This is a genomic window from Treponema sp. JC4 (assembly GCF_000260795.1).
Classification (GTDB): Bacteria; Spirochaetota; Spirochaetia; order Treponematales; family Treponemataceae; genus Treponema_D.
Window position 1 is genome coordinate 38,349 of sequence record NZ_AJGU01000015.1, and the last position, 22,788, is coordinate 61,136.

Annotated in this window: 21 protein-coding genes; 9 read left to right on the plus strand and 12 right to left on the minus strand. The window is 42.3% G+C overall.

Going from position 1 to position 22,788, the window contains the following annotated elements:
• Positions 1-8 precede the first annotated feature (8 nt).
• The 4 genes from MSI_RS07675 to groL all read right to left on the minus strand — a co-directional run bounded on the left by MSI_RS07675 (position 9) and on the right by groL (position 3,430).
• Complete coding sequence (locus tag MSI_RS07675) at positions 9-503, minus strand: GNAT family N-acetyltransferase (RefSeq protein WP_009105487.1); 495 nt, start codon at positions 501-503, stop codon at positions 9-11.
• Positions 497-985 carry a flavodoxin gene (locus MSI_RS07680; RefSeq protein ID WP_009105489.1) on the minus strand — a complete coding sequence of 163 codons (489 nt, stop codon included), beginning with the start codon at positions 983-985 and terminating at the stop codon, positions 497-499. The genes MSI_RS07675 and MSI_RS07680 overlap by 7 nt, the downstream gene beginning before the upstream one ends.
• Before the next feature lie 13 nt (positions 986-998).
• Entirely contained in the window at positions 999-1,577 is a 579-nt protein-coding gene (locus MSI_RS07685) for a histidine phosphatase family protein (protein WP_009105491.1), read from the minus strand.
• A gap of 227 nt (positions 1,578-1,804) precedes the next feature.
• Positions 1,805-3,430, minus strand: a complete 1,626-nt coding sequence (gene groL, locus MSI_RS07690) for a chaperonin GroEL (protein ID WP_009105493.1) — start codon at positions 3,428-3,430, stop codon at positions 1,805-1,807.
• 119 nt (positions 3,431-3,549) lie between these two features.
• Between groL and MSI_RS07695 the strand changes: the two genes are divergently transcribed.
• On the plus strand, positions 3,550-4,797 hold the full coding sequence (locus MSI_RS07695; RefSeq protein WP_009105495.1) for a response regulator: 1,248 nt from the start codon (positions 3,550-3,552) through the stop codon (positions 4,795-4,797).
• A gap of 12 nt (positions 4,798-4,809) precedes the next feature.
• Positions 4,810-5,664 (plus strand): histidinol-phosphatase, encoded by an 855-nt coding sequence (locus tag MSI_RS07700; protein ID WP_009105496.1) that lies wholly within the window; start codon positions 4,810-4,812, stop codon positions 5,662-5,664.
• A 128-nt stretch (positions 5,665-5,792) separates the two neighbouring features.
• Here MSI_RS07700 and MSI_RS07705 read toward each other — a convergent pair whose 3' ends face one another.
• Positions 5,793-6,149: a TraR/DksA family transcriptional regulator gene (locus tag MSI_RS07705; protein ID WP_009105498.1), complete on the minus strand. Its 357-nt coding sequence runs from the start codon at positions 6,147-6,149 to the stop codon at positions 5,793-5,795.
• 113 nt (positions 6,150-6,262) lie between these two features.
• Between MSI_RS07705 and infA the strand changes: the two genes are divergently transcribed.
• From infA to MSI_RS07720, 3 genes are all read left to right on the plus strand, one after another.
• Positions 6,263-6,481 carry a translation initiation factor IF-1 gene (gene infA / locus MSI_RS07710; RefSeq protein WP_009105500.1) on the plus strand — a complete coding sequence of 73 codons (219 nt, stop codon included), beginning with the start codon at positions 6,263-6,265 and terminating at the stop codon, positions 6,479-6,481.
• A 64-nt stretch (positions 6,482-6,545) separates the two neighbouring features.
• Entirely contained in the window at positions 6,546-7,784 is a 1,239-nt protein-coding gene (gene tyrS / locus MSI_RS07715) for a tyrosine--tRNA ligase (RefSeq protein ID WP_009105505.1), read from the plus strand.
• A gap of 278 nt (positions 7,785-8,062) precedes the next feature.
• Complete coding sequence (locus MSI_RS07720; protein ID WP_009105507.1) at positions 8,063-9,631, plus strand: sodium:solute symporter; 1,569 nt, start codon at positions 8,063-8,065, stop codon at positions 9,629-9,631.
• Positions 9,632-9,642: 11 nt separating this feature from the next.
• On the opposite strand, the gene MSI_RS07725 is transcribed toward MSI_RS07720, so the two are convergent.
• Positions 9,643-10,212, minus strand: coding sequence for a DnaJ domain-containing protein (locus MSI_RS07725; RefSeq protein WP_009105508.1), 570 nt, complete (start codon positions 10,210-10,212; stop codon positions 9,643-9,645).
• Between the two features lie 143 nt (positions 10,213-10,355).
• Here MSI_RS07725 and trxA point away from each other — a divergent pair, with 143 nt between their 5' ends.
• Both trxA and galT read left to right on the plus strand, forming a co-directional pair.
• Positions 10,356-10,661, plus strand: coding sequence for a thioredoxin (gene trxA / locus MSI_RS07730; protein WP_009105509.1), 306 nt, complete (start codon positions 10,356-10,358; stop codon positions 10,659-10,661).
• Positions 10,662-10,766: 105 nt separating this feature from the next.
• Positions 10,767-12,281 carry a UDP-glucose--hexose-1-phosphate uridylyltransferase gene (gene galT, locus MSI_RS07735; RefSeq protein WP_009105510.1) on the plus strand — a complete coding sequence of 505 codons (1,515 nt, stop codon included), beginning with the start codon at positions 10,767-10,769 and terminating at the stop codon, positions 12,279-12,281.
• Here galT and MSI_RS07740 read toward each other — a convergent pair.
• The 6 genes from MSI_RS07740 to glpK all read right to left on the minus strand — a co-directional run bounded on the left by MSI_RS07740 (position 12,268) and on the right by glpK (position 20,763).
• On the minus strand, positions 12,268-14,166 hold the full coding sequence (locus MSI_RS07740; protein ID WP_009105511.1) for an EAL domain-containing protein: 1,899 nt from the start codon (positions 14,164-14,166) through the stop codon (positions 12,268-12,270). The two genes, galT and MSI_RS07740, sit on opposite strands and share 14 nt — an antisense overlap.
• 72 nt (positions 14,167-14,238) lie before the next feature.
• Positions 14,239-15,660 (minus strand): lyase family protein, encoded by a 1,422-nt coding sequence (locus MSI_RS07745; RefSeq protein WP_009105513.1) that lies wholly within the window; start codon positions 15,658-15,660, stop codon positions 14,239-14,241.
• Positions 15,661-15,833: 173 nt separating this feature from the next.
• Positions 15,834-16,220, minus strand: coding sequence for a DUF1667 domain-containing protein (locus MSI_RS07750; protein WP_009105514.1), 387 nt, complete (start codon positions 16,218-16,220; stop codon positions 15,834-15,836).
• 153 nt (positions 16,221-16,373) lie between these two features.
• Complete coding sequence (locus tag MSI_RS07755) at positions 16,374-17,651, minus strand: NAD(P)/FAD-dependent oxidoreductase (protein ID WP_009105515.1); 1,278 nt, start codon at positions 17,649-17,651, stop codon at positions 16,374-16,376.
• Between the two features lie 49 nt (positions 17,652-17,700).
• Positions 17,701-19,164, minus strand: coding sequence for an NAD(P)/FAD-dependent oxidoreductase (locus MSI_RS07760; protein WP_009105517.1), 1,464 nt, complete (start codon positions 19,162-19,164; stop codon positions 17,701-17,703).
• A gap of 90 nt (positions 19,165-19,254) precedes the next feature.
• Positions 19,255-20,763: a glycerol kinase GlpK gene (glpK, locus tag MSI_RS07765; protein ID WP_009105518.1), complete on the minus strand. Its 1,509-nt coding sequence runs from the start codon at positions 20,761-20,763 to the stop codon at positions 19,255-19,257.
• Between the two features lie 132 nt (positions 20,764-20,895).
• Here glpK and MSI_RS07770 point away from each other — a divergent pair, with 132 nt between their 5' ends.
• Together MSI_RS07770 and MSI_RS07775 are read left to right on the plus strand one after the other, a co-directional pair.
• On the plus strand, positions 20,896-22,131 hold the full coding sequence (locus MSI_RS07770) for a class I SAM-dependent RNA methyltransferase (RefSeq protein ID WP_081481369.1): 1,236 nt from the start codon (positions 20,896-20,898) through the stop codon (positions 22,129-22,131).
• 11 nt (positions 22,132-22,142) lie between these two features.
• A complete protein-coding gene (locus MSI_RS07775) occupies positions 22,143-22,736 on the plus strand; it encodes a TetR/AcrR family transcriptional regulator (protein ID WP_009105523.1) in 594 nt (197 codons plus the stop codon).
• Positions 22,737-22,788 lie beyond the last annotated feature (52 nt).

The window sequence follows — 22,788 nt, forward strand, 5'->3', positions numbered from 1 at the left end:
TTCTTTTCCTATAATATCTTTTCCATTAAATAAAACAATCCTTTTCGCCAGTTTGCTTCTCCAGTTTTATGATAACCCGCATGCTCATAAAGTCTGAGTGAAAATGGATTCTGACTGAAGACATCAAGGCGAATGCTCTTTACCCCCAGTGCCGTTGCCTGCTTTTCGATGTAAAGCAATGTTTCGCGTGCAATTCCACGGTTTTGAAAATCAGGATGAACACAAAGACGGTGAACTACACGAAAATCTCCGTCACACTTCCAGTCACCATTTTTATATTCTTCGTCACAGGTTTTATTCAAAGCATAAATCACTGCAATTCTTCCATTCTCAAGGCCCGCAAAAAGACTACCCGCTGAAATATCGTTCAAAAAATCTTGGCGCGCAGGATAAATTTCATCCCATTGAGGAATTCCATTCCGTTCCATCTCGGCAATCGCGGATTTTATGAGCAAGAAGATTTCATCCAGATCAGATTCTGTCGCAAGTCTGTAGTTCAGCATTTTATTCTTTCCGCAAAGGCCTTTACCTGGGCAATTGTTTTTTCAGGATCTTTAAGAGGATTTGTAAATTCTTCTTCCTCTTTTACAGTGCCACCTTTCTTTCCTGCAATCTCCCGCATAATGACAAGGCATTTTTTCGAATTTCCGCCAGCACTCGATGCAAACAAACTTACGCTTTTACCGGAAAAATCTGCCCCATCAAAAAAAGTGTTCAAAGGAGCCGCCGGCTTACTTGCCCAAACAGGCGCCCCCACAAGAATAGTCTTATATGCAGATAAATCCGGCAGTTGCCCCTTCAATTCCGGCTTAAAGCCCTTAATCGTATCCCGTCCGCCGTGAACAAATTTCATCAATCCCTTTTTAGGATATTCTTTTACCGTCTGTAAGCGATATAAATCAGCACCAAGCTCTTTTGCAAGTTCCCGGGCAATAAAATCAACATTACCTTCAAGTGAAAAATAAACAACCAATGTGTCTGCCATACTTTTACCTCTTTTAATCTTTAAATTCTTTTTTTATATAAAATACATCTTCGCGTCCAAGAAAACGTTTTCCATCAAATTTCATTTTCAAAACATAGGGCATCCAGTCAATAATCTGTAAAAAACTATCGGCATTAAAACTAGGCTCATAATAATTTATGATGCTGGACAAAGCCGTTCCGTGAGTTCCAATTGCAATTGTCTTGTCCCGGTATTTTTCAAGGATTTCATTCAGCGCTTCAATATTTCTTTTCTGCACAGCCCCGATAGATTCCCCATCTTCTTCCGCAAAAGAAAAATCTGCCCAGCGCTTTCGAAACATGTCTTGACCACTATTTCCTTCTTTTCCGCACTTGCGTTCACGCAGTCTTTCGTCTGTCAGAATTTCAAGACCGTAATAATCAGCAGCCTTTTTTATAGAATCATAACTTCGTCTATATGGGCTAGAAATAAATACATCGATTTTTTTATCAGAAAGGATTTCTTTTACCTTTTCGCTGTCCGCCATACCTTCATCAGTAAGGGGACGATTTCTGTCATCAGGATTTTTATGATCGGGTTTACAGTGCCTTACAAAATAGATAGTTGTCATTTTTTTACCTTCTGTTTTTCTTAATATTGTAACATCGAAAAAGACAGCCTTCAACTTTTGGCCACAGCACTTGGGTAAAAAAAAGCGGCCCGCCTTGCGACGAACCGCTTTTTTTGAGAATTTAGTTTATCGGCTGCTCGCTAGTCTCGCAGCTTGAGCCGTTCTATCGATGAACCTAAAACGACCCGCTGTCGCAGCTCGTTTTTTAACGGTTCTTCGATTATCGGCTAATACATCATACTTGGGTCAGCAGCAGGTGCAGCAGGTGCTTTTGGCTCTGGGATGTCTGTAATTGCACATTCTGTTGTAAGGAGAGTTCCGGCGACAGAAGCGGCATTCTTCAAAGCTGAACATGTAACCTTAGCTGGGTCGATGATTCCAGCTTCGAGCATGTTTACCCACTCGTTTGTGCGGGCATTGAAACCAACACCCTTCTTTTCGTTCTTAGCGCGTTCAGCGATTACTGCACCGTCAAGACCTGCGTTTTCTGCAATCTGGCGGATTGGTTCTTCAAGAGCGCGGCGAACAATCTTGAATCCTACTTTTTCATCTTCTGTCAAATCAGCAGGGATTGTTTCCAAAGCCTTAGAAGCTTCAATCAAAGCAAGTCCACCACCTGGAACAATACCTTCTTCCAAAGCAGCGCGAGTAGCAGCGATTGTATCTTCTACGCGGAACTTCATTTCCTTCATTTCAGTTTCTGTGTTAGCACCAACATTGATTACAGCTACACCGCCTGCAAGTTTAGCAAGGCGTTTCTGAAGCTGCTCTTTGTCGTAGCTTGATGTAGATTTTTCAATAGCAGTTTTGATTTCTGCAACACGGTTTTTGATAGCCTTTGCATCACCAGCGCCGCCTACGATTGTAGTGTTATCCTTGTCAATCTTGATTGATTTAGCCTGACCAAGAACTTCTGCACCACAAGTTTCAAGTTTAAGACCCACTTCTTCAGAAACTACAGTACCACCAGTCAAAATAGCGATATCCTGCAGCATATCCTTACGGCGGTCACCAAAGCCTGGAGCCTTAACAGCACAGCACTTGATTGTTCCGCGGATGTTGTTCAAAACCAAAGTTGTAAGAGCTTCACCATCAACATCTTCACAGATGATTACAAGAGCTTTTCCTGCGTTTGCAACTTTTTCCAGGATTGGAAGAAGGTCTTTCATTGCAGAAATCTTTTTGTCATAAATCAAAACAGCTGCATCGCTGAAAGAAGCTTCCATGCGCTCGCGGTCTGTTACAAAGTATGATGAAATGTAACCGCGGTCAAACTGCATACCTTCAACAGTATCAACAGTCATATCCATGTTCTTTGATTCTTCTACAGTGATAACACCATCTTTTCCTACCTTTTCGATAGCGTCAGCAAGCATCTTACCAATTTCAGGATCGTTGTTAGCAGAAATTGTAGCGATATTTGTAATATCATCAGCGCCCTTTACAGGTTTTGCGTTCTTTTTAATTTCATCAACGGCAATTTTTACAGCCTTATCAATACCGCGTTTAATTTCAATTGGAGTCATACCAGCAGCAACTGATTTAACACCTTCGCGTACCAAAGCGTAAGAAAGAACAGTTGCAGTTGTTGTACCGTCACCGGCATCGTCATTTGTTTTTGAAGCAACTTCGCGAACGAACTGAGCACCCATGTTTTCAAATGGATCAGCAAGTTCGATTTCCTTTGCAACAGAAACACCGTCCTTTGTGATTACTGGCGAACCGTATTTTTTGTCCATCATAACCATACGTCCGCAAGGACCAAGTGTTGTTTTTACAGCTTTAGAAATCTGCTCTACACCAGAAAGCAGCTTTTTGCGTGCATCTTCATTAAACAATAACTGTTTAGCCATTTATTTTACCTCTTTTTATAGATTGAAATTTTATTATTATTAAAGATATAAAAAATCTTCTTTATCGGCAAGAAATTTTTAATTTAATTTTCCTTTAATATATGATAAAATTATAAACTATGAAGAAAGTCCTTATCATAGATGAGAACCCCTTGTTCCGCGAATATTTAAAGCAGAAACTTTCTGAAGAGCAGATTGAAGTTGTGCTTACCCAGGAACGCCGGGATAGTTTTACTAAAATGATTACAAACCTGCCTAATCTTATCATTTATGATATTGAGCACATTAATTCTGGTGAAAACGAATTCTTTGAACAGAAAAGTTCTGAACCAAATACCGCAACAATTCCTACTATAATCACAGGTCCTCATCAGGATAAAAATCATATTGCAAGTCTTGCTAAGTACGGTGTAATTAAATATTTTGAAAAACCTGTTCAGTTCGATTTACTTCTTGAATCAATCGGTAAGGTTTTAAAAACTCCCCTTTACATGGACGATTCTCCCTGCGTGCTGGACATCCACAGAAACGGTGAAGTAATTTTTATTGAACTTGCCATGGGCTTAAATCACGAAAAAATCATGCTTATGCGTCACCGCCTTATTGAAATGATTAATCGTGATAGAATTGACGTTCCAAAAGTTGTAATAATGCTTACAAACCTCAAGCTTACCTTTGCTGATGGTTTTAATCTGGAATTTCTTATTGATAACATTCTTTCCTGCCCAAAAGTTCAGCAGAAAAATGTAAAAGTACTTTCTCTAAGCCAGTACATGAGCGAATTTTTAATCGGACATGCAGATTACAACGAAATCGAAATGGCCACAACCCTTCCGCGAATTTTAACTTCCCTGCTGGGCGCTCAGGGCACCTCGAACGTTTCAGACTTAATTACCGATAAAATCCTTAGTCAGTCAGAAACTTTGGGAAACGATTCAACTTCTGTTGATACCCGCTTCTCTTCAGATACATCAGTTTACAATTCCGCAAGCAAAAACACAGGAACCGTCCTGAAAATTGCAGTAATTGATGATAACCTGGAATCTCAGCAGGAAATCATCAGTATTTTTAATGCAATTGGCGGAGAATGCGTTGGTTATACTTCGGGACAGGAATTCCTTCAGAAATATCACGAAGAAAACTTCAATGCCATCATTCTGGATGTGCTTTTAAAGGATCAGACCGGATTAAATCTTATCCGCGCACTGAATACTGAACCTCTTTCACCACCGGTTGTTGTTTATTCTCAGGGCGTTCAGCGCGACTTTATTGTAAAAATCCTGACTTCAGGCGCAAAAGGCTTCCTTTTAAAACCACAAAAGCCTCAGGTTCTGGTTTCAAAAGTTCTTTCCCTCTTAAGCAACTAGCAGGAAAATAAAATGATTAAAAAAGCTAATTTTCACACTCACACCACCTTCTGCGACGGCCGCAGCACTGCAGAGGAAATGGTTCTTGCTGCAATTGAAAAAGGTTTTGATACACTGGGATTTTCCAGCCACTGCATGTATCCCTTTTCCAGCAGCTGGCATATTCCGGTAAAAAATGTTGACGCCTACTGCGCAGAAATCCGACGTTTAAAAGAAGCTTACAAAGATAAAATTGATATCAAACTTGGTTTTGAAGCTGATTACATTCCCTCCATTACCAGCCCGGACAAAAACGGTGATTACAAAGACTTCCAGCCTGATTTTCTGATTGGCTCTGTTCACTACATTGTAAAAGAAAACGGAAATTTTACGGTAGATGATAGCGCGGACAATGTCCGCGCGGCCCTTGCAAGGTACTACACCAAAGGCGGCGACTGGTCTACACTTGATTCGGCTGCCTATGTTCACGATTACTTTGAAGCGGAACGGGAAATGCTTAAAAAAGGCAACTTTGACATTATAGGTCATGCCGATTTAATCCGCATGAGAAACACAGTGCTTCACTACATGGACGAAAGGGAAAGTTACTATAAGGACGAAGTTAAACTTACTGCCGATGCCATAGCCCGTGCTGGAGTGATTGCCGAAATAAACACAGGTGCCATTGCCCGCGGTAACATGGATGACGTATATCCTTCTGATTATTTTCTTAATCTGCTATATGAACGCGGTGTTCCTGTCTGCATAAACTCAGATGCCCACGACGCTAAAAATCTGGATGCGGCATTTGAACGAGCTTCAGAATGTGCAAAAAAGGCTGGTTATAAAGAATTGAATTATCCGGGTGGGATTGTAATTAAGTTATAAGATTTGCGTTAGCGCTGGGAGCGGCGCCGAAGGCGTTCGTAAGCAAACGAAGTTTGCGGCGAATGAAGCGATAGCGGAACCGCGGACATAGCGACCGGCCGCCGAAGGCGGACGGGAACGCCATTTTTCTATCTATTGCGTCTTTCTTCTGCACTTGCGCAGTTAATGCACATAAGGGCATATGGAAGGGCACGGAGTCTTTCTTCAGGGATTTCTTTACCGCAGGCTACGCAGTAACCGTATTTTCCCTGAGAGATTCGTTCGAATGTGTTCTGAATGAGCTTAAGGCGGTTTGCATCCTGTGAACCAAGAGAAGTAAGCAATGTTCGGTCGATTGCATCTGCTGCAACATCGGCTTCATCACCGCTTTCAACTGACTTTACAAGGTCACGCATTTCATCACTCTGGCTAGCCAAAGATTCCAATATTGTTTTTTTCTGCTCGTGGAGCAGTGCTTCCATTTCTTTGATAAATTCTTGAGTCATAATCCCCTCACTTTCTCGTGTTGTCAATATTTTTAGATTCGTATATACTAATATAATCGCAAAAAGTTGAAAAGACAACTTTTTTTTCAATCTATTTTTATTAAAGGTTAATCATGGCAAAAGAAGAAGCTATTGAAGTTGAAGGAATTGTAAAAGAGGCACTTCCAAACACTACTTTCCGTGTTGAATTACAGAACGGTCACATCATCCTGGCTCACCTTTCGGGCAAAATGAGAAAGCACTACATCAGAATCGTTCCTGGCGACAGCGTAAAAGTTGCCCTCTCTCCTTACGATTTGAACAAGGGAAGAATCATCTTCCGCGAACGCTAGTTTTCACTCATCAACTGATTGTCGGGTCATGCCCGGCAATAATTTTTTACTTTAGGAAATCACTATGACACTCTATGAAGACTTAAAATGGCGCGGACTTATTAAAGACGTTGCAGGCGAAGAAGCAGATTTACAGAAGGTTCTGGACGGAGCCCCATTTTCTTTTTACTGGGGAACTGACCCTACAGCAGATTCTTTGCACTTAGGTCACTACTCTTCACTTTGTATGGCAAAGCGCCTTGCAAATGCCGGTCATCATCCGGTGCTTTTGTGCGGTGGCGCTACAGGTCGTATCGGAGACCCACGCCCAACAGCTGAACGCGAAATCATCAGCGAAGAAAGAGTAAACGCAAACATCAACGGAATCCGTAATCAGATTAAAACTCTTGTTCCAACTGCAGAACTTGTTGATAACTACGATTGGATGAAGGATTACACTTTCTTAAACTTCCTCCGCGACATTGGTAAGTACATCAACGTAAACTACATGCTGGATAAGGATATTATCCGCCGCCGCCTGGAAACTGGTATTACTTTTGCAGAGTTCTCTTACATGCTCTTGCAGGGCTACGATTTTATGCACCTCTACCAGGAAAAGAACTGTATCATGCAGGTTGCAGGTTCTGACCAGTGGGGTAACATTACAACTGGCGTTGATTTAATCCGCAAAAATCTTGATAAGACTGCTTATGCCTTTACAATGCCGCTTATTCTTGACCCAAGCGGAAAGAAATTCGGTAAGTCTGAAGGTAACGCTCTCTGGCTTGATAAGGATAAGACTTCTCCATACGAAATCTACCAGTATCTTATCAACTCTGATGACTCTAAGGTTCTGGAATATCTTAAGGTATTCACCTTCCTTTCTAAGGAGCAGATTGAAGATATTTACGCTCAGCAGCAGGCAGCACCGGAAACACGTATTGCTCAGAAGACACTTGCCTGGGAAGTTGTAAAAGACATTCACGGTCAGGCAGAAGCAGACAACGCTGTAAACGTAAGCCAGAAGCTTTTTGCAGGAGATTTCAAAGGTCTTTCTGTAAAAGACATTAAATCAGGAATGAAGAGCGTTCCTTCCTTTGATTTTGCAGAAGAACTTCCTTTAGTAGACGTTCTTGTAAACAACAAGATCGCCTCTTCAAAACGCGAGGCCCGCGAGTTCATCAGTGGAAACGCAATCAGCATAAACGGCGAAGTAATCAACGACCCTACAAAAGTCATCACAAAAGACATGGCAATTGAAGGCGAGATTCTGATTTTCCGCCGCGGTAAGAAGAAGTATTTTATTGGAAACATTGTAAAATAAGTTATATACAGAAGAACGCATCTAAAAAACAGCGCGAAGGAGAGATGCGGATTTCAAAAACACTCTGATTGTGGAGGTCGCGAGAGCGACCAATATTATAGTTACTATGCCACAATCAGCAGTGTAGGTATTATCTGAAAAAGTAGACCTTTTTCAGATAAACTCGGTTTTGGAATTCGCATTTCGACTGGAAGCTGTTTTTTTTGTTAACGGCACTTTTATGTAGATAGCTTTTTTTCTTGTCTTTTTTGTTTCTATGCATAATAATTTTATATATTATGTTAATAAAAGTTTTTCTCTTACTCGCCTTTTTTGTCATTTTTATCCAGGTCGGTATCAAATGCCGCAACTCAGGTAAAAATGTCACCGGTTATGTTCTTGGCGGACGCTCAGTCGGCCCCTGGCTCACAGCCTTTGCTTACGGAACTTCTTATTTTTCTGCCGTAATTTTTGTTGGTTATGCCGGACAGTTCGGCTGGAACTTCGGCGTCGCTTCCACCTGGATTGGTCTTGGAAACGCCTTCATCGGTTCTTTAATGCCTTGGGCAATTCTTGGCCGCCGTACCAGAATCATGACTCAGCACCTTAATTCAAAAACAATGCCTGACTTTTTCGGACAGCGTTTTGAATCAAAGAAGCTTAAGATTGCCGCTTCTGCCATCACCTTCCTCTTTTTAATTCCTTACACCGCTTCGCTTTTCAACGGACTTTCCCGCCTTTTCCGCATGGCCTTCAATGTTGATTATTCTGTCTGTGTAATCGGAATGGCAGTCCTTACAGCTGTTTACGTTATCATCGGCGGCTACATGGCAACTGCAGTCAACGATTTTATTCAGGGAATTATCATGCTGGTGGGAATTACTGCCGTTGTAGGCACTGTTCTTGCTAAAAACGGCGGCTTCATGCAGTCGCTTGCCCTTATGAGTGAAATTGAATCTCCGGTTATGAAGGGGGCTTATACTTCCTTCTTTGGCCCGGATCCATTTTACCTGCTGGTTGTAGTTCTTCTTACTTCGCTTGGAACCTGGGGTCTTCCTCAGATGGTAGGAAAATTCTACGCAATCAAAAACGAGCGTTCAATTAAAATCGGAACTGTAATCTCAACCTTCTTTGCCACAATCGTTGCGGGCGGATGTTACTTCCTGGGCGGTTTTGGACGCCTCTTTACAAGTCAGGATGTAGTTTCTGCCCAGGGCTTTGACAGCATCATTCCTACAATGCTTTCAGGCCTCGGCGACGTCCTTATTGCAATAGTCCTTATTCTTGTCCTGTCAGCTTCAATGTCTACCCTTTCTTCCCTGGTTCTTACTTCAAGCTCGACCCTGACTCTGGACTTTATCAATTCCTTTAAGAAAAACAAGGCTTCAGAAAAGCAGAATCTTATTGTACTGCGCCTCTTTGTAGCAGTTTTCATTTTGATTTCTGCCGTAATTGCCATTGTTCAGGCAAAATCCCGCGTTACTTTCATCGCCCAGCTGATGGGAATTTCCTGGGGTGCTCTTTCTGGCTCCTTCCTGGCTCCATTCTTCTACGGCCTTTACTGGAAAAAGGTTACTAAGCCTGCTGTTGCAGTTTCCTTCATTTTTGGTTCTGTAATGATGATAATTCAGCTGCTTATTTCGATGAAGATAATCGCTGTTGCAGGCCCTGTTCTTACTTTAATCTTTAAGAACTCGCTTTATTCCGGCGTATTCTCTATGCTGGCTTCTCTTCTGCTTGTGCCTTGCGTAAGCCTGCTTACAAGAAAAGCTATCCCGTCTGATATTGAAAAGATGTTCGACTGCTATAACCAGACAGTTATGGTTCCTGTAAAAGAAATTCTTACAGACGACGAAGAAGATAAATAAGAGATTTGATTTTATTTATTGTAGCTTCTGACTAATCCACGGACAGCGGTAAATACGCCGCTGATTCCGTTACTCATCACGCCAAGCCAGATAAAAAATCCGAAGGGCAGTAAATAAACTGCATAGCGGAAAAATAAAAGCCCGAAGAAAAGCTGAGCCGCTTTTGAAAAGAGCATTTTCCATAAATCACCACGGGTATAATTGCGTTTCTGGCGCGGGCGGCGTGTATAAGTGTAATTCCAGCCCTTGTAATTATTATAATTACCGTATGAGCGCTGGCTTCCAGCCGACTGATTAAACCACTGATAGAAAGGATCACTTTCATACTGAGACTGATCAGCACCGCTTGTCTGAGAACCGTAAGCATTATAATCTGAATAACCCAAATCATAATTACGGCGCTTTGTTTCATCCCCAAGAACATCGTAGGCGGCGCTAATCTGCTTGAATTTTTCTTCTGCAACTGCATCACCAGCATTTCTATCCGGATGATATTTAAATGCAAGAGTACGATAGGCCTTTTTAATTTCGTCAGCGGTGGCGGTCTTTGATACGCCAAGCACTTCGTAGTAATCAGTCATATATAGTAAAATAAACATAATTTCTAAAAGTTGCAATAAAAAAAACAAAAAACGAAAATTTATATTGTATACAACACTTTTTCTTTGACTTTTTTCATTTTCATTCGTATATTTAAACTATCAACCATAAGCGAGGTAAAACTATGGCAGAAATTAACGTAACAAACGCAACTTTTCAGAAAGAAGTTTTGGAATCGGATAAACCGGTTTTAGTAGATTTTTGGGCTCCATGGTGCGGACCATGTAAAATGCTGGGTCCAGTTGTAGCAGAAATTGCGGAAGAACACCCGGAAATTAAGGTTTGCAAAGTAAACGTAGATGATGAAGATGAGCTTGCACAGCAGTTTGGTGTTATGAGTATTCCTTTTGTAGCAGTTTTCAAAGGTGGAAATCTTGTAAAATCAACAGTAGGCTTTCAATCAAAAGAAAACCTGTTAAATCTCATTTAAGTTCTATCTTAATCAGATTAAAACTTTTATTATCTTCTTAAATATGCTATGATACTGATAGTAATACTATCATGCAATTTATAGCATATTTCAGGAGATTTTTTTATGACTATTTACGAAAATATCAATCGTCTTACTTCTTATGCTCTTCTTAATTCACTTATCACAAAGCAGGATGTAATTTACACAAAAAACCGCCTTCTTGAGCTTTTTCAGCTTGACGGCTTTGAAAACGACGAACAGGCCTCTGCACTTCCTGAAGTAAAAACAGAAGAACTCGAAGAAATCTTAAAAGAACTTCTGGACTGGGCTGGTCAGAACGGTATTTTCCAGGACGAAGGAATTGTTACCCGCGACCTTTTTGATACAAAAATTATGGGACTCCTTCTTCCTCCTCCATCTGATATTATTGATATTTTCAACACACTTTATGAAGAAGAATCTCCTGAAGCTGCAACTGACTGGTATTACAAATTTTCATGCGATACAGACTATATCCGCCGTTACCGTGTCTGCAAGGATTTGAAATGGAAAACAGAAACCCAGTACGGCGACATCGACATTACAATCAACCTTTCAAAACCAGAAAAAGATCCTAAGGCTATTGCTGCTGCCCGCAATGCAAAACAGAGCGGCTACCCTGCATGTCTTTTGTGCAAGGAAAATGAAGGTTATGCAGGCCGTCTCAATCATGCTGCCCGCCAGAATCACCGCATTATTCCTCTTACTCTCAACGGCGAAGACTGGAATCTTCAGTATTCTCCATACGTTTACTACAACGAGCACTGTATCGTTTTTGATTCACGCCATATCCCGATGAAAATTGAACGCGCAACTTTTGTACGACTTCTGGACTTTGTAACTCTCTTCCCTCACTACATTTTGGGAAGTAACGCAGATATTCCAATCGTTGGTGGATCAATTCTTACTCACAACCACTTCCAGGGTGGCCGCTACGAATTCCCTATGGCAAAAGCTCCTGTAGAAAAAGAATTCAAACTTAAGAAATTCCCTAAGGTAAAGGCTGGAATAGTAAAATGGCCTATGAGCGTTATCCGTATTACAGGAAAAAAAGCTTCTGACCTTGTAGACTGTGCAACTTACATTCTTGACGCATGGCGCGGCTACACAGATAAGGATGCTTTCATCTTTGCAGAAACAAACGGCGAGCAGCACAACACAATCACTCCTATTGCACGCCGCCGTGGAAAGCTTTTTGAACTTGACCTTGTACTCCGCAACAACATTACAACTGAAGAACACCCAATGGGCGTTTATCACCCTCACGCAAACCTTCACCACATCAAAAAGGAAAATATCGGTTTGATTGAAGTAATGGGACTTGCAGTTCTTCCAAGCCGTCTTAAAAACGAACTTGGCTTCCTTGCAAAAGCAATGTGCAACAAGGATGATTTACGCAAAGACGAAAGAACAGCAAAACACGCAGACTGGGCAGAAGACATTCTCAGACGCTATCCCAACTTCAGCGGCAAAAATGCCGACGAAATTCTCCGTAAAGAAACAGGTCTTGTTTTCAGTAAGGTTCTTGAAGACGCTGGAGTTTACAAAAGAACTCCAGAGGGAGCAGAAGCCTTCCAGCGTTTCATTAATGTTCTGTAAGATATTTCAGAACAAATTCTTCCTGCGAAATCGGCTTTGAATAATAAAAGCCCTGCAGGTAATCGCAGCCAAGCTTTTTCATGCCAAGCGCCATATTTTTATCTTCAATTCCTTCGGCGGTGACAGAAAAGCCTGACTCCTTGAAGGCCTGAACAAGGGCAGGAAGAATTTCCTGGCTTGTCTTAAAATATTCCCAGACAACCTGCATATCCAGCTTAATATTAATAAAAGGATAGCTGTTCAGTCTTGTTACATTCGAATAGCCAGAACCAAAATCATCAAGAACAAATTCAAAACCCGCTTTTTTCATATCGTGAACCTGTCGTTTAAGCAGGGCATAGTCAATCATAGCTTCTTCGGTAATTTCAAGATGAATCATTCCAGGCTTTACATTGTATTTTTGAAGGATTGCTTTAAATCTTACTTCAAGGTCGCTTTTTAAAAACTGAAGAGGCGAAAGATTTACATTAATCCATTGAATTCCATATTTTTCCAAATCATATGTACTGGCAAACTGACAGGCCTTTTCAAACATCTGTTCGCCCAAAAGATTGATATGACCGTTTTTTTCCGCAATTGCAATAAAAACTCCCGGAGGAAGTATTGAACCATCAGGATTACGGATACGAGCCAGAGCTTCTGCCCCGACAACCTTCTGCGTTTTTGTAGAAATAATAGGCTGCAAAAACATTTCAACCTTTCTTTCTTCAACCGCAAGACGTACAATACGTTTACAATCGGTACTGCTTTTTATTGAATCAAGTGTCTGTTGAGAAAGCAGTGTGTCTGAGTCAGCATAGCCTGTCATATTATTAAAGGCTGTTAAAATACCTTCAAAAATCATCTCTCCGCTTTTAATTTTAAAATTGTTCTGAAACTCTACAAAATTAACATCAAGATAAAGCTCCATTTCAGAGGAATCACATTTCCAGGCCTTTTTAAAACGCGTTCTAATTTCCTCTTTCATCGTAGAGGAATTATATTTATCAGTATTTCCAAATAATATAAATCTTCCGCTGTTAAGATAAAATCTGTAGAGATCAGGATATGCTTTATGCAAAAATTCCGAAATCAGCCCCAGTCCCTGGTCAATGCTTGGGCCGGTATAAATTTCACGCATATCATTGTAATTATGAATCTGAATTCCAAGCATAAAGGGCTGCTTTCCAACCTGCTCTTCCAGAAGCAGATTCAACGCTTCAACTCTAAAAGCCTGAGTTCTGCTTTCTATATAAACCGATGAATTTTCAAAGGCAAAGAAAATCACGATGATTGCAAGCAGGCAGAAAAAATCCATAATCAGAATACGAGGGAACAAGAGGCGGGTATAATATCCTATAAACAAAATCAGGTTATAGGAAAAAATCGCATAAAAACTTGTATTGCTCAATTTCTGCTTATGAATCAGAAGATAAAGAAAGGAAACGCCCACATAAAAGAAAGAGCAGAAATAAATCAGATTATAGAACTTCCAGCGGTGATAGCCGCTTTCATCAAGAATGAATAAGGTCGGCACAAAAAAGTTCAGCAGAATAACAGCTATACAGAAGGCCAGAACCGAAAAACTCAGCATCAGACATCTGATTTTCCTCTGAGATTTTGGAGTAATCAGCGCGTATGTAAAATAGAAGAAAAATGCCCCGCGAAGACAAAAAACGACAAAGAAAAAGATATTAACGGAAAGGTGGAATATAACAGGAAAGGAATTATAGTTTTCCAGAGCGCGTGAAGAAATAATGTCCAGAAGAAGAATTAAAATTTCCGAATATACGACACGAAGAAAAGCCCGATTCTTGCTTATAGGCATGTGCGGCTGAAGCAGGTAAAAAATCAAGAAGGTAATTAAAAGGCTTATATTCGGAAGTACAAAATTATAGTTCCACATAAACAACTCCATAACACATTTTTAATAATTATGGACTGTTTATGTGGAATTAGCAAATTTAATTTACTTATATTACTTCATTAACTCTTTGTACTTCTGAGCCAGGCGCTTAGACTTAACAGCAGCCAGACCGCAGTAGTTTGCAGGGTTCTCAAAGAAAGTTGCAGGATTTGCTACGCCAAGTTTTTCAAGCTGGGCTGTAATGTCTGCAAACTCCTTTTCGTGAGTTTTAAGAACTTCAAAGAAAGTCTTTCCGCTCTGCTCTGCTTCCAGAGTGATTTTACGGATAACTTCGTGGCCGTCGTTGTAACCAGCTTCGCCAAGAAGAATGTAAGCAGGTTCTGCAAGAACGCCGCCCTTAACTTTTCCGCCGGCACCCTGAAGGTTTTTAGCCATACCTTCTTTATCAGCCTGAAGACCTTTTACAACGCTGTTCATACGTGCAACAGCCATTGTAAAGCCGCTTACGTAGTCAGAAATAAAGCGCTGGCTGGCAGAGTTTGTCAAATCGCGCTGGTGTTCTGAAATCTGATCCATATAGAAAGTGATTACGCGAGGGCACATAGCCTTCCAGAGAGATTTAACGTGCTCACTGTTCCATGGGTTACGTTTCTGTGGCATTGTAGAAGAACCAACCTGAGTAGAAGCAAAGTATTCAAATACTTCACCGATTTCTGAACGCTGAAGGTTACGAAGGTCATCAGCAAGGTTAGCGATGATACCAAAGGCAACATTCATCTCAAGCAAGAGGCGGAGAACGTGCTCTGGCTCAACAAGCTGGTTAGAATATTCAGATGGCTGAAGTCCAAGGAATTCTGTGTAAGTGCGTTCAAGTTCTTCAGGATCTTTTACAATCATAGAAGGACCGTTGTAAGAACCAACAGGACCTGCAAGCTTACCAACAAGCTGATTGCTGAGCTCTTCAATGCGGAGAATTGACTTACCAAGGCGGGCAACAAATTCAGCGATTGACCATCCGAAAGTAATAGGAACTGCGTGCTGACCGTGAGTACGGCCTACCTGAGGAGTAGCACATTCACGTTCTGCAATGTCGCAGAGAAAGTTTTCAAGTTTTTTGAGTTCTGGAAGTACAACATTTTTAGTAACATCACGCATGCGGCAGCTCAAACCGGTATCAAGAATATCAACCGAAGTAGCACCCAAGTGGATAAGAGGGCCGATTTCTGCATCAACCTTTGTCTTCATTACGTTTACAAGGGCGCGGATATTGTGCTTTGTCTTTTCTTCTTCAGCATAAACTTCCTGAGGGTCGATATTATCAGCAACCTCATCAAGCTTTTTTGCAACAGCATCTGTAAGCTGACCGCGCATCTTAAGGTGAGCCTTTACAAGAGCAGCTTCACAACGAGCGTGCGAACGAATGCTGGCCTCTTCAGAAATGTACTTAGAAAGACCGGCAAAAGCGTCAGCCTCCGACAAAGAGTATCGGTGATCGATACAAGACAGGTTTTCAAAAATGTTACGAGTTTCCATGTGGAAAATATAGCAGAATTGAGGAATCTTTTAAATATACTTAAGAAATTAAATTTGGCGCCAGACTCCCTACCTAGTCGCACTTCGCAGTTCCCTAAACGGTCAGTTCCCGCCCTGCGGGCAGGAACCGCTTCGCGCTGCTCAAGGCTCCGGCGTTGTGCCACTTACAAACGCTACTTTTTATTTACCCTTGCACAACTTACTACATTTACACCGGTTCCTAAGATATCATGAAGCAACACATCCCCTGTTTTAATCGGAGCCTTAACTGTGGCACGGCGGATAACTTCCATGCACTGCAAAAGCATATTCTTTGGAACTTCGCCGGCAGTTTTAACAGGCACTACAGTCAAATCACCATTCTGAACAGTGATTGTTGTAGTAAGAGTTCGGGTCGGATTCAAAAGTTCTTTTTCAACGTATTCAGGGCCGCGCTTGCAGCCGTTGTCGGTTACGCTTACTACGCGGCGGTTAGCACCCTCGCCTTCTGTGGTAACTTCCATTGTGCAGCCCATAGGGCAGATTATACATGTCATTGGGAAAGTTTTCTTATCATTCATAAATTGGTTCTCCTTTGCGTCGGGCTCGCTAGTCTCGCCCTCTGAGCGGTTCTCTCGTAAATCCTAAAACGTCGCTGCAAGCAGCTTAATAACTCCTGCGGAGTTAGTGCTCGCTGTCGCAGCCCATTTTTTAACGGATTTGCTATTTTACGCTTAATCCATGTCTTCTTCTGGAATCTCAATTGAAACTGTCAGGTTATCATGCACCTTTGCCAGCTGCTCGGGATTGAGTTCAAGCACCTGCATTTCGCCCGGGCGGACAATCTTCTTTTTCATTGCCTTAATGCGCTCATTGTTTGAGTAGGCAACAATCTGAACATTGCGGTAAACATCAGTAGGACGGAACATGATTGAAATCGGAGTTTCAGATTCTGTTGATTCAATGTGCTGAGGAACTGTGTAGCGGACGCGGTTTCCAGGACGAAGAACAACATTCTTAGGATTCTTTGCTTTTGCCCCCTGAACGTATTTTGCGGCATTTTCGCCGGCACGAATACTTTCTGCAGTTACAAAGTCTACAAGATCGTGAACATGAACAGTGTTTCCGCAGGCAAAAATACCTTCTACACTTGTCTGCATGTGTTCGTTTACGACAGGGCCAGAAGTTGTTGAATCAATGCTGATTCCACAGCCGTTTGAAATCTCATTTTCAGGAATAAGACCAACCGAAAGAAGAAGGGTATCACATTCGATAAACTCTTCTGTTTCTGGAATAGGGCGGCGGTTTTTATCAACTGCCGCAACAGAAACACCTTCAACGCGCTCTTTTCCGTGAATCTTTGTGATTGTGTGGCTGAACTTAAGAGGAATATTAAAGTTTTCTACACACTGAACAATATTTCGGCGAAGACCGGCACTGAAAGGCATAAGTTCACAAATCAGTTTTACTTCGGCACCTTCCAGAGTAAGTCGGCGAGCCATAATCAATCCGATATCACCCGAACCAAGAATTACAACCTTTTTACCAGGCAGATAGCCGTCAATGTTTACAAAGCGCTGGGCAGAACCGGCAGTAAAGATTCCGGCAGGACGGGTTCCCGGAATTACAAGTGCACCGCGGGTTCGCTCACGACAGCCCATTGCAAGGATTACAGCCTTTGCCTGAATCATCATAAGACCGTCTTTTGTGTTGATTGCAGTTACCTGCTTTTTGGCATTTACTTCCAGAACCATTGTGTCTGTCTTGTATTCAATGCCAAGTTTTTCAACTTCATCGCTGAAGCGGCCTGCATATTCAGGGCCAGTAAGCTCTTCACCAAAATGATGAAGGCCAAATCCGTTGTGAATACACTGAAGCAAGATTCCACCGATTCTTGTATCACGTTCCAGAATCAGAATGCTGTCACTTCCGGCTTTTTTTGCGGCTACCGCAGCTGCCATTCCGGCAGGGCCACCGCCAACAATAACTATATCGTAATTTAAGTTTGTCATAATTTCTCCTAAAATTGCCAGTGCCGCCCGGCAGGGGGCACTCTCGCAGTTAGCGTATCTTCGAGTTCAAAATGTATGAGCATCCGCCGTTTTTTGTTACCGAAGTCATCGGGATTGAAAGTTCACGGCTGATAATTTCTGTAACACGAGGCGAACAGAAACCGCTCTGACAGCGTCCCATACCGGCTCTTGTGCGGCGTTTTACACCGTCCAGGTCTCTTGCACCAACAGGCGAATGAATTGCAGCAACAATTTCAGCCTCAGTAATCATTTCGCAGCGGCAGATAATACGGCCGTAAAGAGGATTTTCTTCTATTAACTCAGCTTTTCTTTTATCACTTGCGTGCTTAAATGATTCAATTCCCTTGCGGATTGGTGTAAAATCAGGATTCTTTTCAAACTTTACGTCCAGAGCCTTTTCAACAAGCCCCGCAACATAAAGGCCGATTGCAGGAGCGGCAGAAAGTCCCGGAGAACAGATACCGGCAACATTGATAAAGCGCTTTGCCTTTTCATCTTCTTCTATAATAAAGTCCTTAATTACGTTTCCGTTTTCATCATAAGGAATGGCACGCACGCCGCTGAAAGAGTTGATGATATTTCTCTTTGGAATATTAGGGATTGTTTTTTCAGCAGTTACTGTAATTGCTTCCTGACCGTTACGGGTAGTAGCAGTATTAGTCTTATCCTGGTCATCATCTGCGCTAGGACCTACAAGAATGTTTCCGTCGGCAGTCGGGGTTACAAGAACGCCCTTACCCTTTTCATCCGGGCACTGGAAAAGTGTGTGATGAGCGAGGTCGGCGCATTTGTTATCCAGAAGGAAGTATTCACCGCGGCGAGGCTTAATTGTAAACTTACGTGCCCCTGCCATCTCGCTGATTTTATCTGCAAAAAGTCCTGCAACGTTGATTACGCAGCGGCATACAACATCCATCTGACCGGTTTTAATTGTCCAGTAGCCGTCGCGGGTTTCAGGAGGCACGATTTCGTGAACTTCATTTTCCAAAAAGAGTTTTACACCGTTCTGAACGGCATTCTCTGCCACCGCCCAGGTCGCCTGATAAGGGCTTGTAATGCCTGCTGACTCTGCAAGCAAAGCACCAACAGCTTCTTCAGCAATATTAGGTTCCATGGCACGAAGTTCTTCCTGATTAATTATCTTCATGCCGGGAACGCCGTTTGCAGTTCCACGCTCATAAAGTTTTTTGATGTGTTCCATATCGGCATCAGAAAATCCAACAACCAGAGAGCCTATATTTTTATAATCAAAATGAAGTTCCTGCGAAAGTTTTTTATACATTGCAGTTCCTTCAACATTGAGTTTTGCCATCAGAGTTCCCGGTACAGGATCGTAACCCGCATGAACAATTCCCGAGTTGGCCTTTGAAGTTCCGCAGGAAACATCATCAGCTTTTTCTACCATGCACACTGCCAGCTTGTATTTTGAAAGCTCGCGTGCAATGCAGGAACCAACAATTCCCGCACCAATTATCGCAACATCATAAGTCATCTATATACCTCTTATAAAAACTATTATTAAACACACATTCATCAACTTTCGCTTGCGAAAGTTAAGCGAAGGTTCGGCCATCTTACATTTCTAAGAACCATTACGACCTTCGCAAACCCATTTTTTGGCTCTTTCAACAGCCTTTTTCCAGCCGCTGTAAAGTTCTGTACGGCGTTCCTCGCTCATCGAAGGCTGGAAAATCTTATCAGTTTCGCGTCGCTGTAAGATTTCTTCCTTACTCTTCCAAAAACCTACGGCAAGCCCCGCAAGATAAGCGGCACCAAGCGCTGTAGTTTCAACATTCTTAGGGCGACACACACGTGTATTGAGAATGTCAGACTGAAACTGCATCATCACGTTACTTACGCAAGCCCCTCCGTCAACATTCAAAGTATTAATTGAAGTTCCTGAGTCGCGCACCATTTCATCAAGAACGTCACGAACCTCGTAGGCAATTCCTTCAAGGGCGGCACGGCAGATATGAGCCTTTTTTACACCACGGGTAAGACCGACAATTGTTCCGCGCGCATACATATCCCAGTAAGGAGTTCCAAGCCCAACAAAGGCCGGCACAAGATAAGCGCCGTTCGAATCCGGCACACTTTCAGCCAGCTTATCAATCTCTGGAGCCGAAGAAATCAGCTCAAGTTCATCACGAAGCCATTTGATTACAGCGCCACCAATAAAAACGCTTCCTTCCAGCGCATATTCCACCTTGCCATCCATACCAAGGGCAATCGTAGTAAGAAGATTTTTACTGACAACAGGCTTTGTACCGGTATTCATAAGCATAAAACAGCCGGTTCCATAAGTGTTCTTCGCATCACCTTTTTTGAAACAGCCCTGCCCAAACAAAGCAGCCTGCTGATCACCAACAGCCGAAGCAATCGGAACACTCATTCCGCATACTTCCTTATCAGTTTCGCAGTAAATCTTGCTGGAATCGCAAACCTCAGGCAAAATACAGCGGGGAATATTCAAAAGCCTGAGAAGTTCTTCGTCCCATTCACATTCGTAAATATTAAAAAGCATGGTTCGGCAGGCATTTGTAACGTCAGTAACGTGAGCCTTACCTCCGCTAAGCTTCCAGATAAGCCAGGTATCAATTGTTCCTGCAAGAAGTTCGCCTTTTTCTGCACGTTCGCGAACGCCCGGCACATTATCCAAAATCCATTTGATTTTTGTGCCACTGAAATAAGCGTCTATCAAAAGACCTGTCTTTTCCTTGATGATTTCCTCGTAACCTTCTTTAGAAAGCTTTTCACAGATATCAGCAGTACGGCGGCACTGCCAAACAATAGCGTGATAAACAGGCTTTCCGGTCACCTTATCCCAGATTACAACCGTTTCCCGCTGATTTGTAATTCCAATTGCCGCAATTTCATCGAATTTAATATCATTATCAATGATAACGCTTTCCAGAACCTTGAGCTGACACTTAAAAAGCTCTTCGGCATCATGCTCTACCCAGCCCGGCTGCGGATAATACTGAGTAAATTCCCGCTGCTTTGAGCCAACCGGATGAGCATTCTGGTCATAAACAATCGCTCTGGAAGAAGTCGTTCCCTGATCCAGCGCAATTACATACTTTTTTGCCATTTGATTTCCTCTACTATTTCTGCGATAGTATTTATATTTTAATGATAGCATAACTATCACAGAAATCAAGAAGTACAAATGTACTTTTTTTTTCAGTTTGACAAAACCCCTATTTTTTGTCAAAATAAACACATGAATACATTAGTCGCATTATGCGCAGTCGGTGCAGAAAAGATTTTAGGCAACGAAATCAAACATTTAGGATACCGCCTTATTTCAAACGCTCCGGGACGTGTTACTTTTGAAGGTGATGATGACGCTCTCTTCCGTGCAAATCTCTGCCTCCGCACTGCCGACAGACTTTATCTCCAGCTTGCTCAATACAAAGCCTTTGGTTTTGATGACCTTTATGACGGCGCTTACGCCGTAAACTGGCAGGATTTTTTACGCAAAGATTCACGCATCGTAGTAGATAAAGTTCGTGTTTACAAAAGCAAACTCAATTCTCAGAACAGCATTCAGGGAATGGTTCACAAGGCAATCTATGCCAAATTAGGTGACGTATGGCACATGCAGACCTTACCGGAAACCGGTGAAGAATCTGACATCCGTGTTTACGTTGATGACAATCAGGTTTACATCCTTCTTGATTTGTCCGGCCTTCCGCTTCATAAACGCGGATACCGCACAGACGGAGGCATTGCACCATTACGCGAAACAACAGCAGCCGTTCTCCTTCAGGAAATGATGTGGCGCCGAAAGACTCCCCTTCACGACCCATTCTGCGGTTCAGGAACAATTGCAATTGAAGCAACATTATATGCCTTCAACGTGGCACCAGGACTTGGCCGCCGCTTTGCACTTGAAAATCTTCCTATTTACAATGCAGAACGCGCAGAAGAAATCCGCGCACAGGAAGCTGCAAACATCCGCACAGACGTAGAAGTTCGCATTACAGGAAGCGACATCGACGCCCGCGCAATTGAACGCTCAAAACAGAATGCAGAACACGCCTGCGTAATGGCAGGACGCGCATTAAAATCAATCGGAATCAGTAAGCACATTATCCGCCCGGACTTTGTTCAGACAGATTTTGCAGACCTCTCCGCTCCATACGATTCAGGTTTACTTCTCTGTAACCCGCCTTATGGTGAACGTCTTGGCGAATTAGACGAAGTAAAAGAACTTTATCACAATATGGACGGTCTTTGGAAAGAGTTCCCGGGTTGGGACTTAGGCGTAATCACATCCTGCGACACCTTCCAGGATGATTTTGCTCACAACGCAAATAAAATCAAAAACTTTAAGGCCGGTAACCTGGACACTTATTTTTATATTTACAACCGCGCACAGGCAGAGCCAAAAGCTCAGAAACCTGCAAAGACCGAAAAATTCGTGCCACATAAACACAAGGCAGAACAATTCTAAAGAGGGTAAATATGGCAATTGTTGTTGAACATGACAAAAGAAAACATGAAATCCTTCAAAAATCTCTGGACGTATTTATTGACGAAGGATATGAAGACGCAACCTTCCAGAAAATCGCTGACCGCTGCGGAATCACCAGAACAACACTGTACATTTATTTTAAAAACAAACACGAAATTTTCTTAGGCAGTATCAAAGAGCTTCTTTCCGAACTGGAAGTAATCCTTCTTGAAATTGCAAAAGACACAAGTCTCACAGCAAAAGAAGCCCTTATTAAAATTCTTCATGAAATTATTAAACAGTGTTCAGAGAACAAAAAACTTTTCAGCGTACTTTTAAGCTACCTGATTCAGCTAAGAAAATCCGGCGTAGACCCTAACGACCGAGTCCGCCGCCGCGTCATCAAAATGCGCCATCTCATGAGTACAATCATAATCCGTGGTATCCGCGCCGGCGAGTTCAAACGCCTCATCGTAAAAAACATGTACGAACTCATCTACGGCCTAATCGAATCCGCCATCTTCCGCATGGCCGTTCTCAACCAGGACAACACCGAAGAAATCCTCGACGCCATGGAACTCGCAATTACCAGCTGGGAAGTATAACGAATACAATTAAATTAATCATGAAATAAAAAAAGACGCTCCACCGAGCGTC

What these genes read in the sequence shown, in the direction of transcription:
- MSI_RS07675 (WP_009105487.1), bottom strand. Translation starts at nt 503, where the DNA reads ATGCTGAACTACAGACTTGCGACAGAATCTGATCTGGATGAAATCTTC.
- MSI_RS07680 (WP_009105489.1), bottom strand. Translation starts at nt 985, where the DNA reads ATGGCAGACACATTGGTTGTTTATTTTTCACTTGAAGGTAATGTTGAT.
- MSI_RS07685 (WP_009105491.1), bottom strand. Translation starts at nt 1,577, where the DNA reads ATGACAACTATCTATTTTGTAAGGCACTGTAAACCCGATCATAAAAAT.
- groL (WP_009105493.1), bottom strand. Translation starts at nt 3,430, where the DNA reads ATGGCTAAACAGTTATTGTTTAATGAAGATGCACGCAAAAAGCTGCTT.
- MSI_RS07695 (WP_009105495.1), top strand. Translation starts at nt 3,550, where the DNA reads ATGAAGAAAGTCCTTATCATAGATGAGAACCCCTTGTTCCGCGAATAT.
- MSI_RS07700 (WP_009105496.1), top strand. Translation starts at nt 4,810, where the DNA reads ATGATTAAAAAAGCTAATTTTCACACTCACACCACCTTCTGCGACGGC.
- MSI_RS07705 (WP_009105498.1), bottom strand. Translation starts at nt 6,149, where the DNA reads ATGACTCAAGAATTTATCAAAGAAATGGAAGCACTGCTCCACGAGCAG.
- infA (WP_009105500.1), top strand. Translation starts at nt 6,263, where the DNA reads ATGGCAAAAGAAGAAGCTATTGAAGTTGAAGGAATTGTAAAAGAGGCA.
- tyrS (WP_009105505.1), top strand. Translation starts at nt 6,546, where the DNA reads ATGACACTCTATGAAGACTTAAAATGGCGCGGACTTATTAAAGACGTT.
- MSI_RS07720 (WP_009105507.1), top strand. Translation starts at nt 8,063, where the DNA reads ATGTTAATAAAAGTTTTTCTCTTACTCGCCTTTTTTGTCATTTTTATC.
- MSI_RS07725 (WP_009105508.1), bottom strand. Translation starts at nt 10,212, where the DNA reads ATGACTGATTACTACGAAGTGCTTGGCGTATCAAAGACCGCCACCGCT.
- trxA (WP_009105509.1), top strand. Translation starts at nt 10,356, where the DNA reads ATGGCAGAAATTAACGTAACAAACGCAACTTTTCAGAAAGAAGTTTTG.
- galT (WP_009105510.1), top strand. Translation starts at nt 10,767, where the DNA reads ATGACTATTTACGAAAATATCAATCGTCTTACTTCTTATGCTCTTCTT.
- MSI_RS07740 (WP_009105511.1), bottom strand. Translation starts at nt 14,166, where the DNA reads ATGTGGAACTATAATTTTGTACTTCCGAATATAAGCCTTTTAATTACC.
- MSI_RS07745 (WP_009105513.1), bottom strand. Translation starts at nt 15,660, where the DNA reads ATGGAAACTCGTAACATTTTTGAAAACCTGTCTTGTATCGATCACCGA.
- MSI_RS07750 (WP_009105514.1), bottom strand. Translation starts at nt 16,220, where the DNA reads ATGAATGATAAGAAAACTTTCCCAATGACATGTATAATCTGCCCTATG.
- MSI_RS07755 (WP_009105515.1), bottom strand. Translation starts at nt 17,651, where the DNA reads ATGACAAACTTAAATTACGATATAGTTATTGTTGGCGGTGGCCCTGCC.
- MSI_RS07760 (WP_009105517.1), bottom strand. Translation starts at nt 19,164, where the DNA reads ATGACTTATGATGTTGCGATAATTGGTGCGGGAATTGTTGGTTCCTGC.
- glpK (WP_009105518.1), bottom strand. Translation starts at nt 20,763, where the DNA reads ATGGCAAAAAAGTATGTAATTGCGCTGGATCAGGGAACGACTTCTTCC.
- MSI_RS07770 (WP_081481369.1), top strand. Translation starts at nt 20,896, where the DNA reads ATGAATACATTAGTCGCATTATGCGCAGTCGGTGCAGAAAAGATTTTA.
- MSI_RS07775 (WP_009105523.1), top strand. Translation starts at nt 22,143, where the DNA reads ATGGCAATTGTTGTTGAACATGACAAAAGAAAACATGAAATCCTTCAA.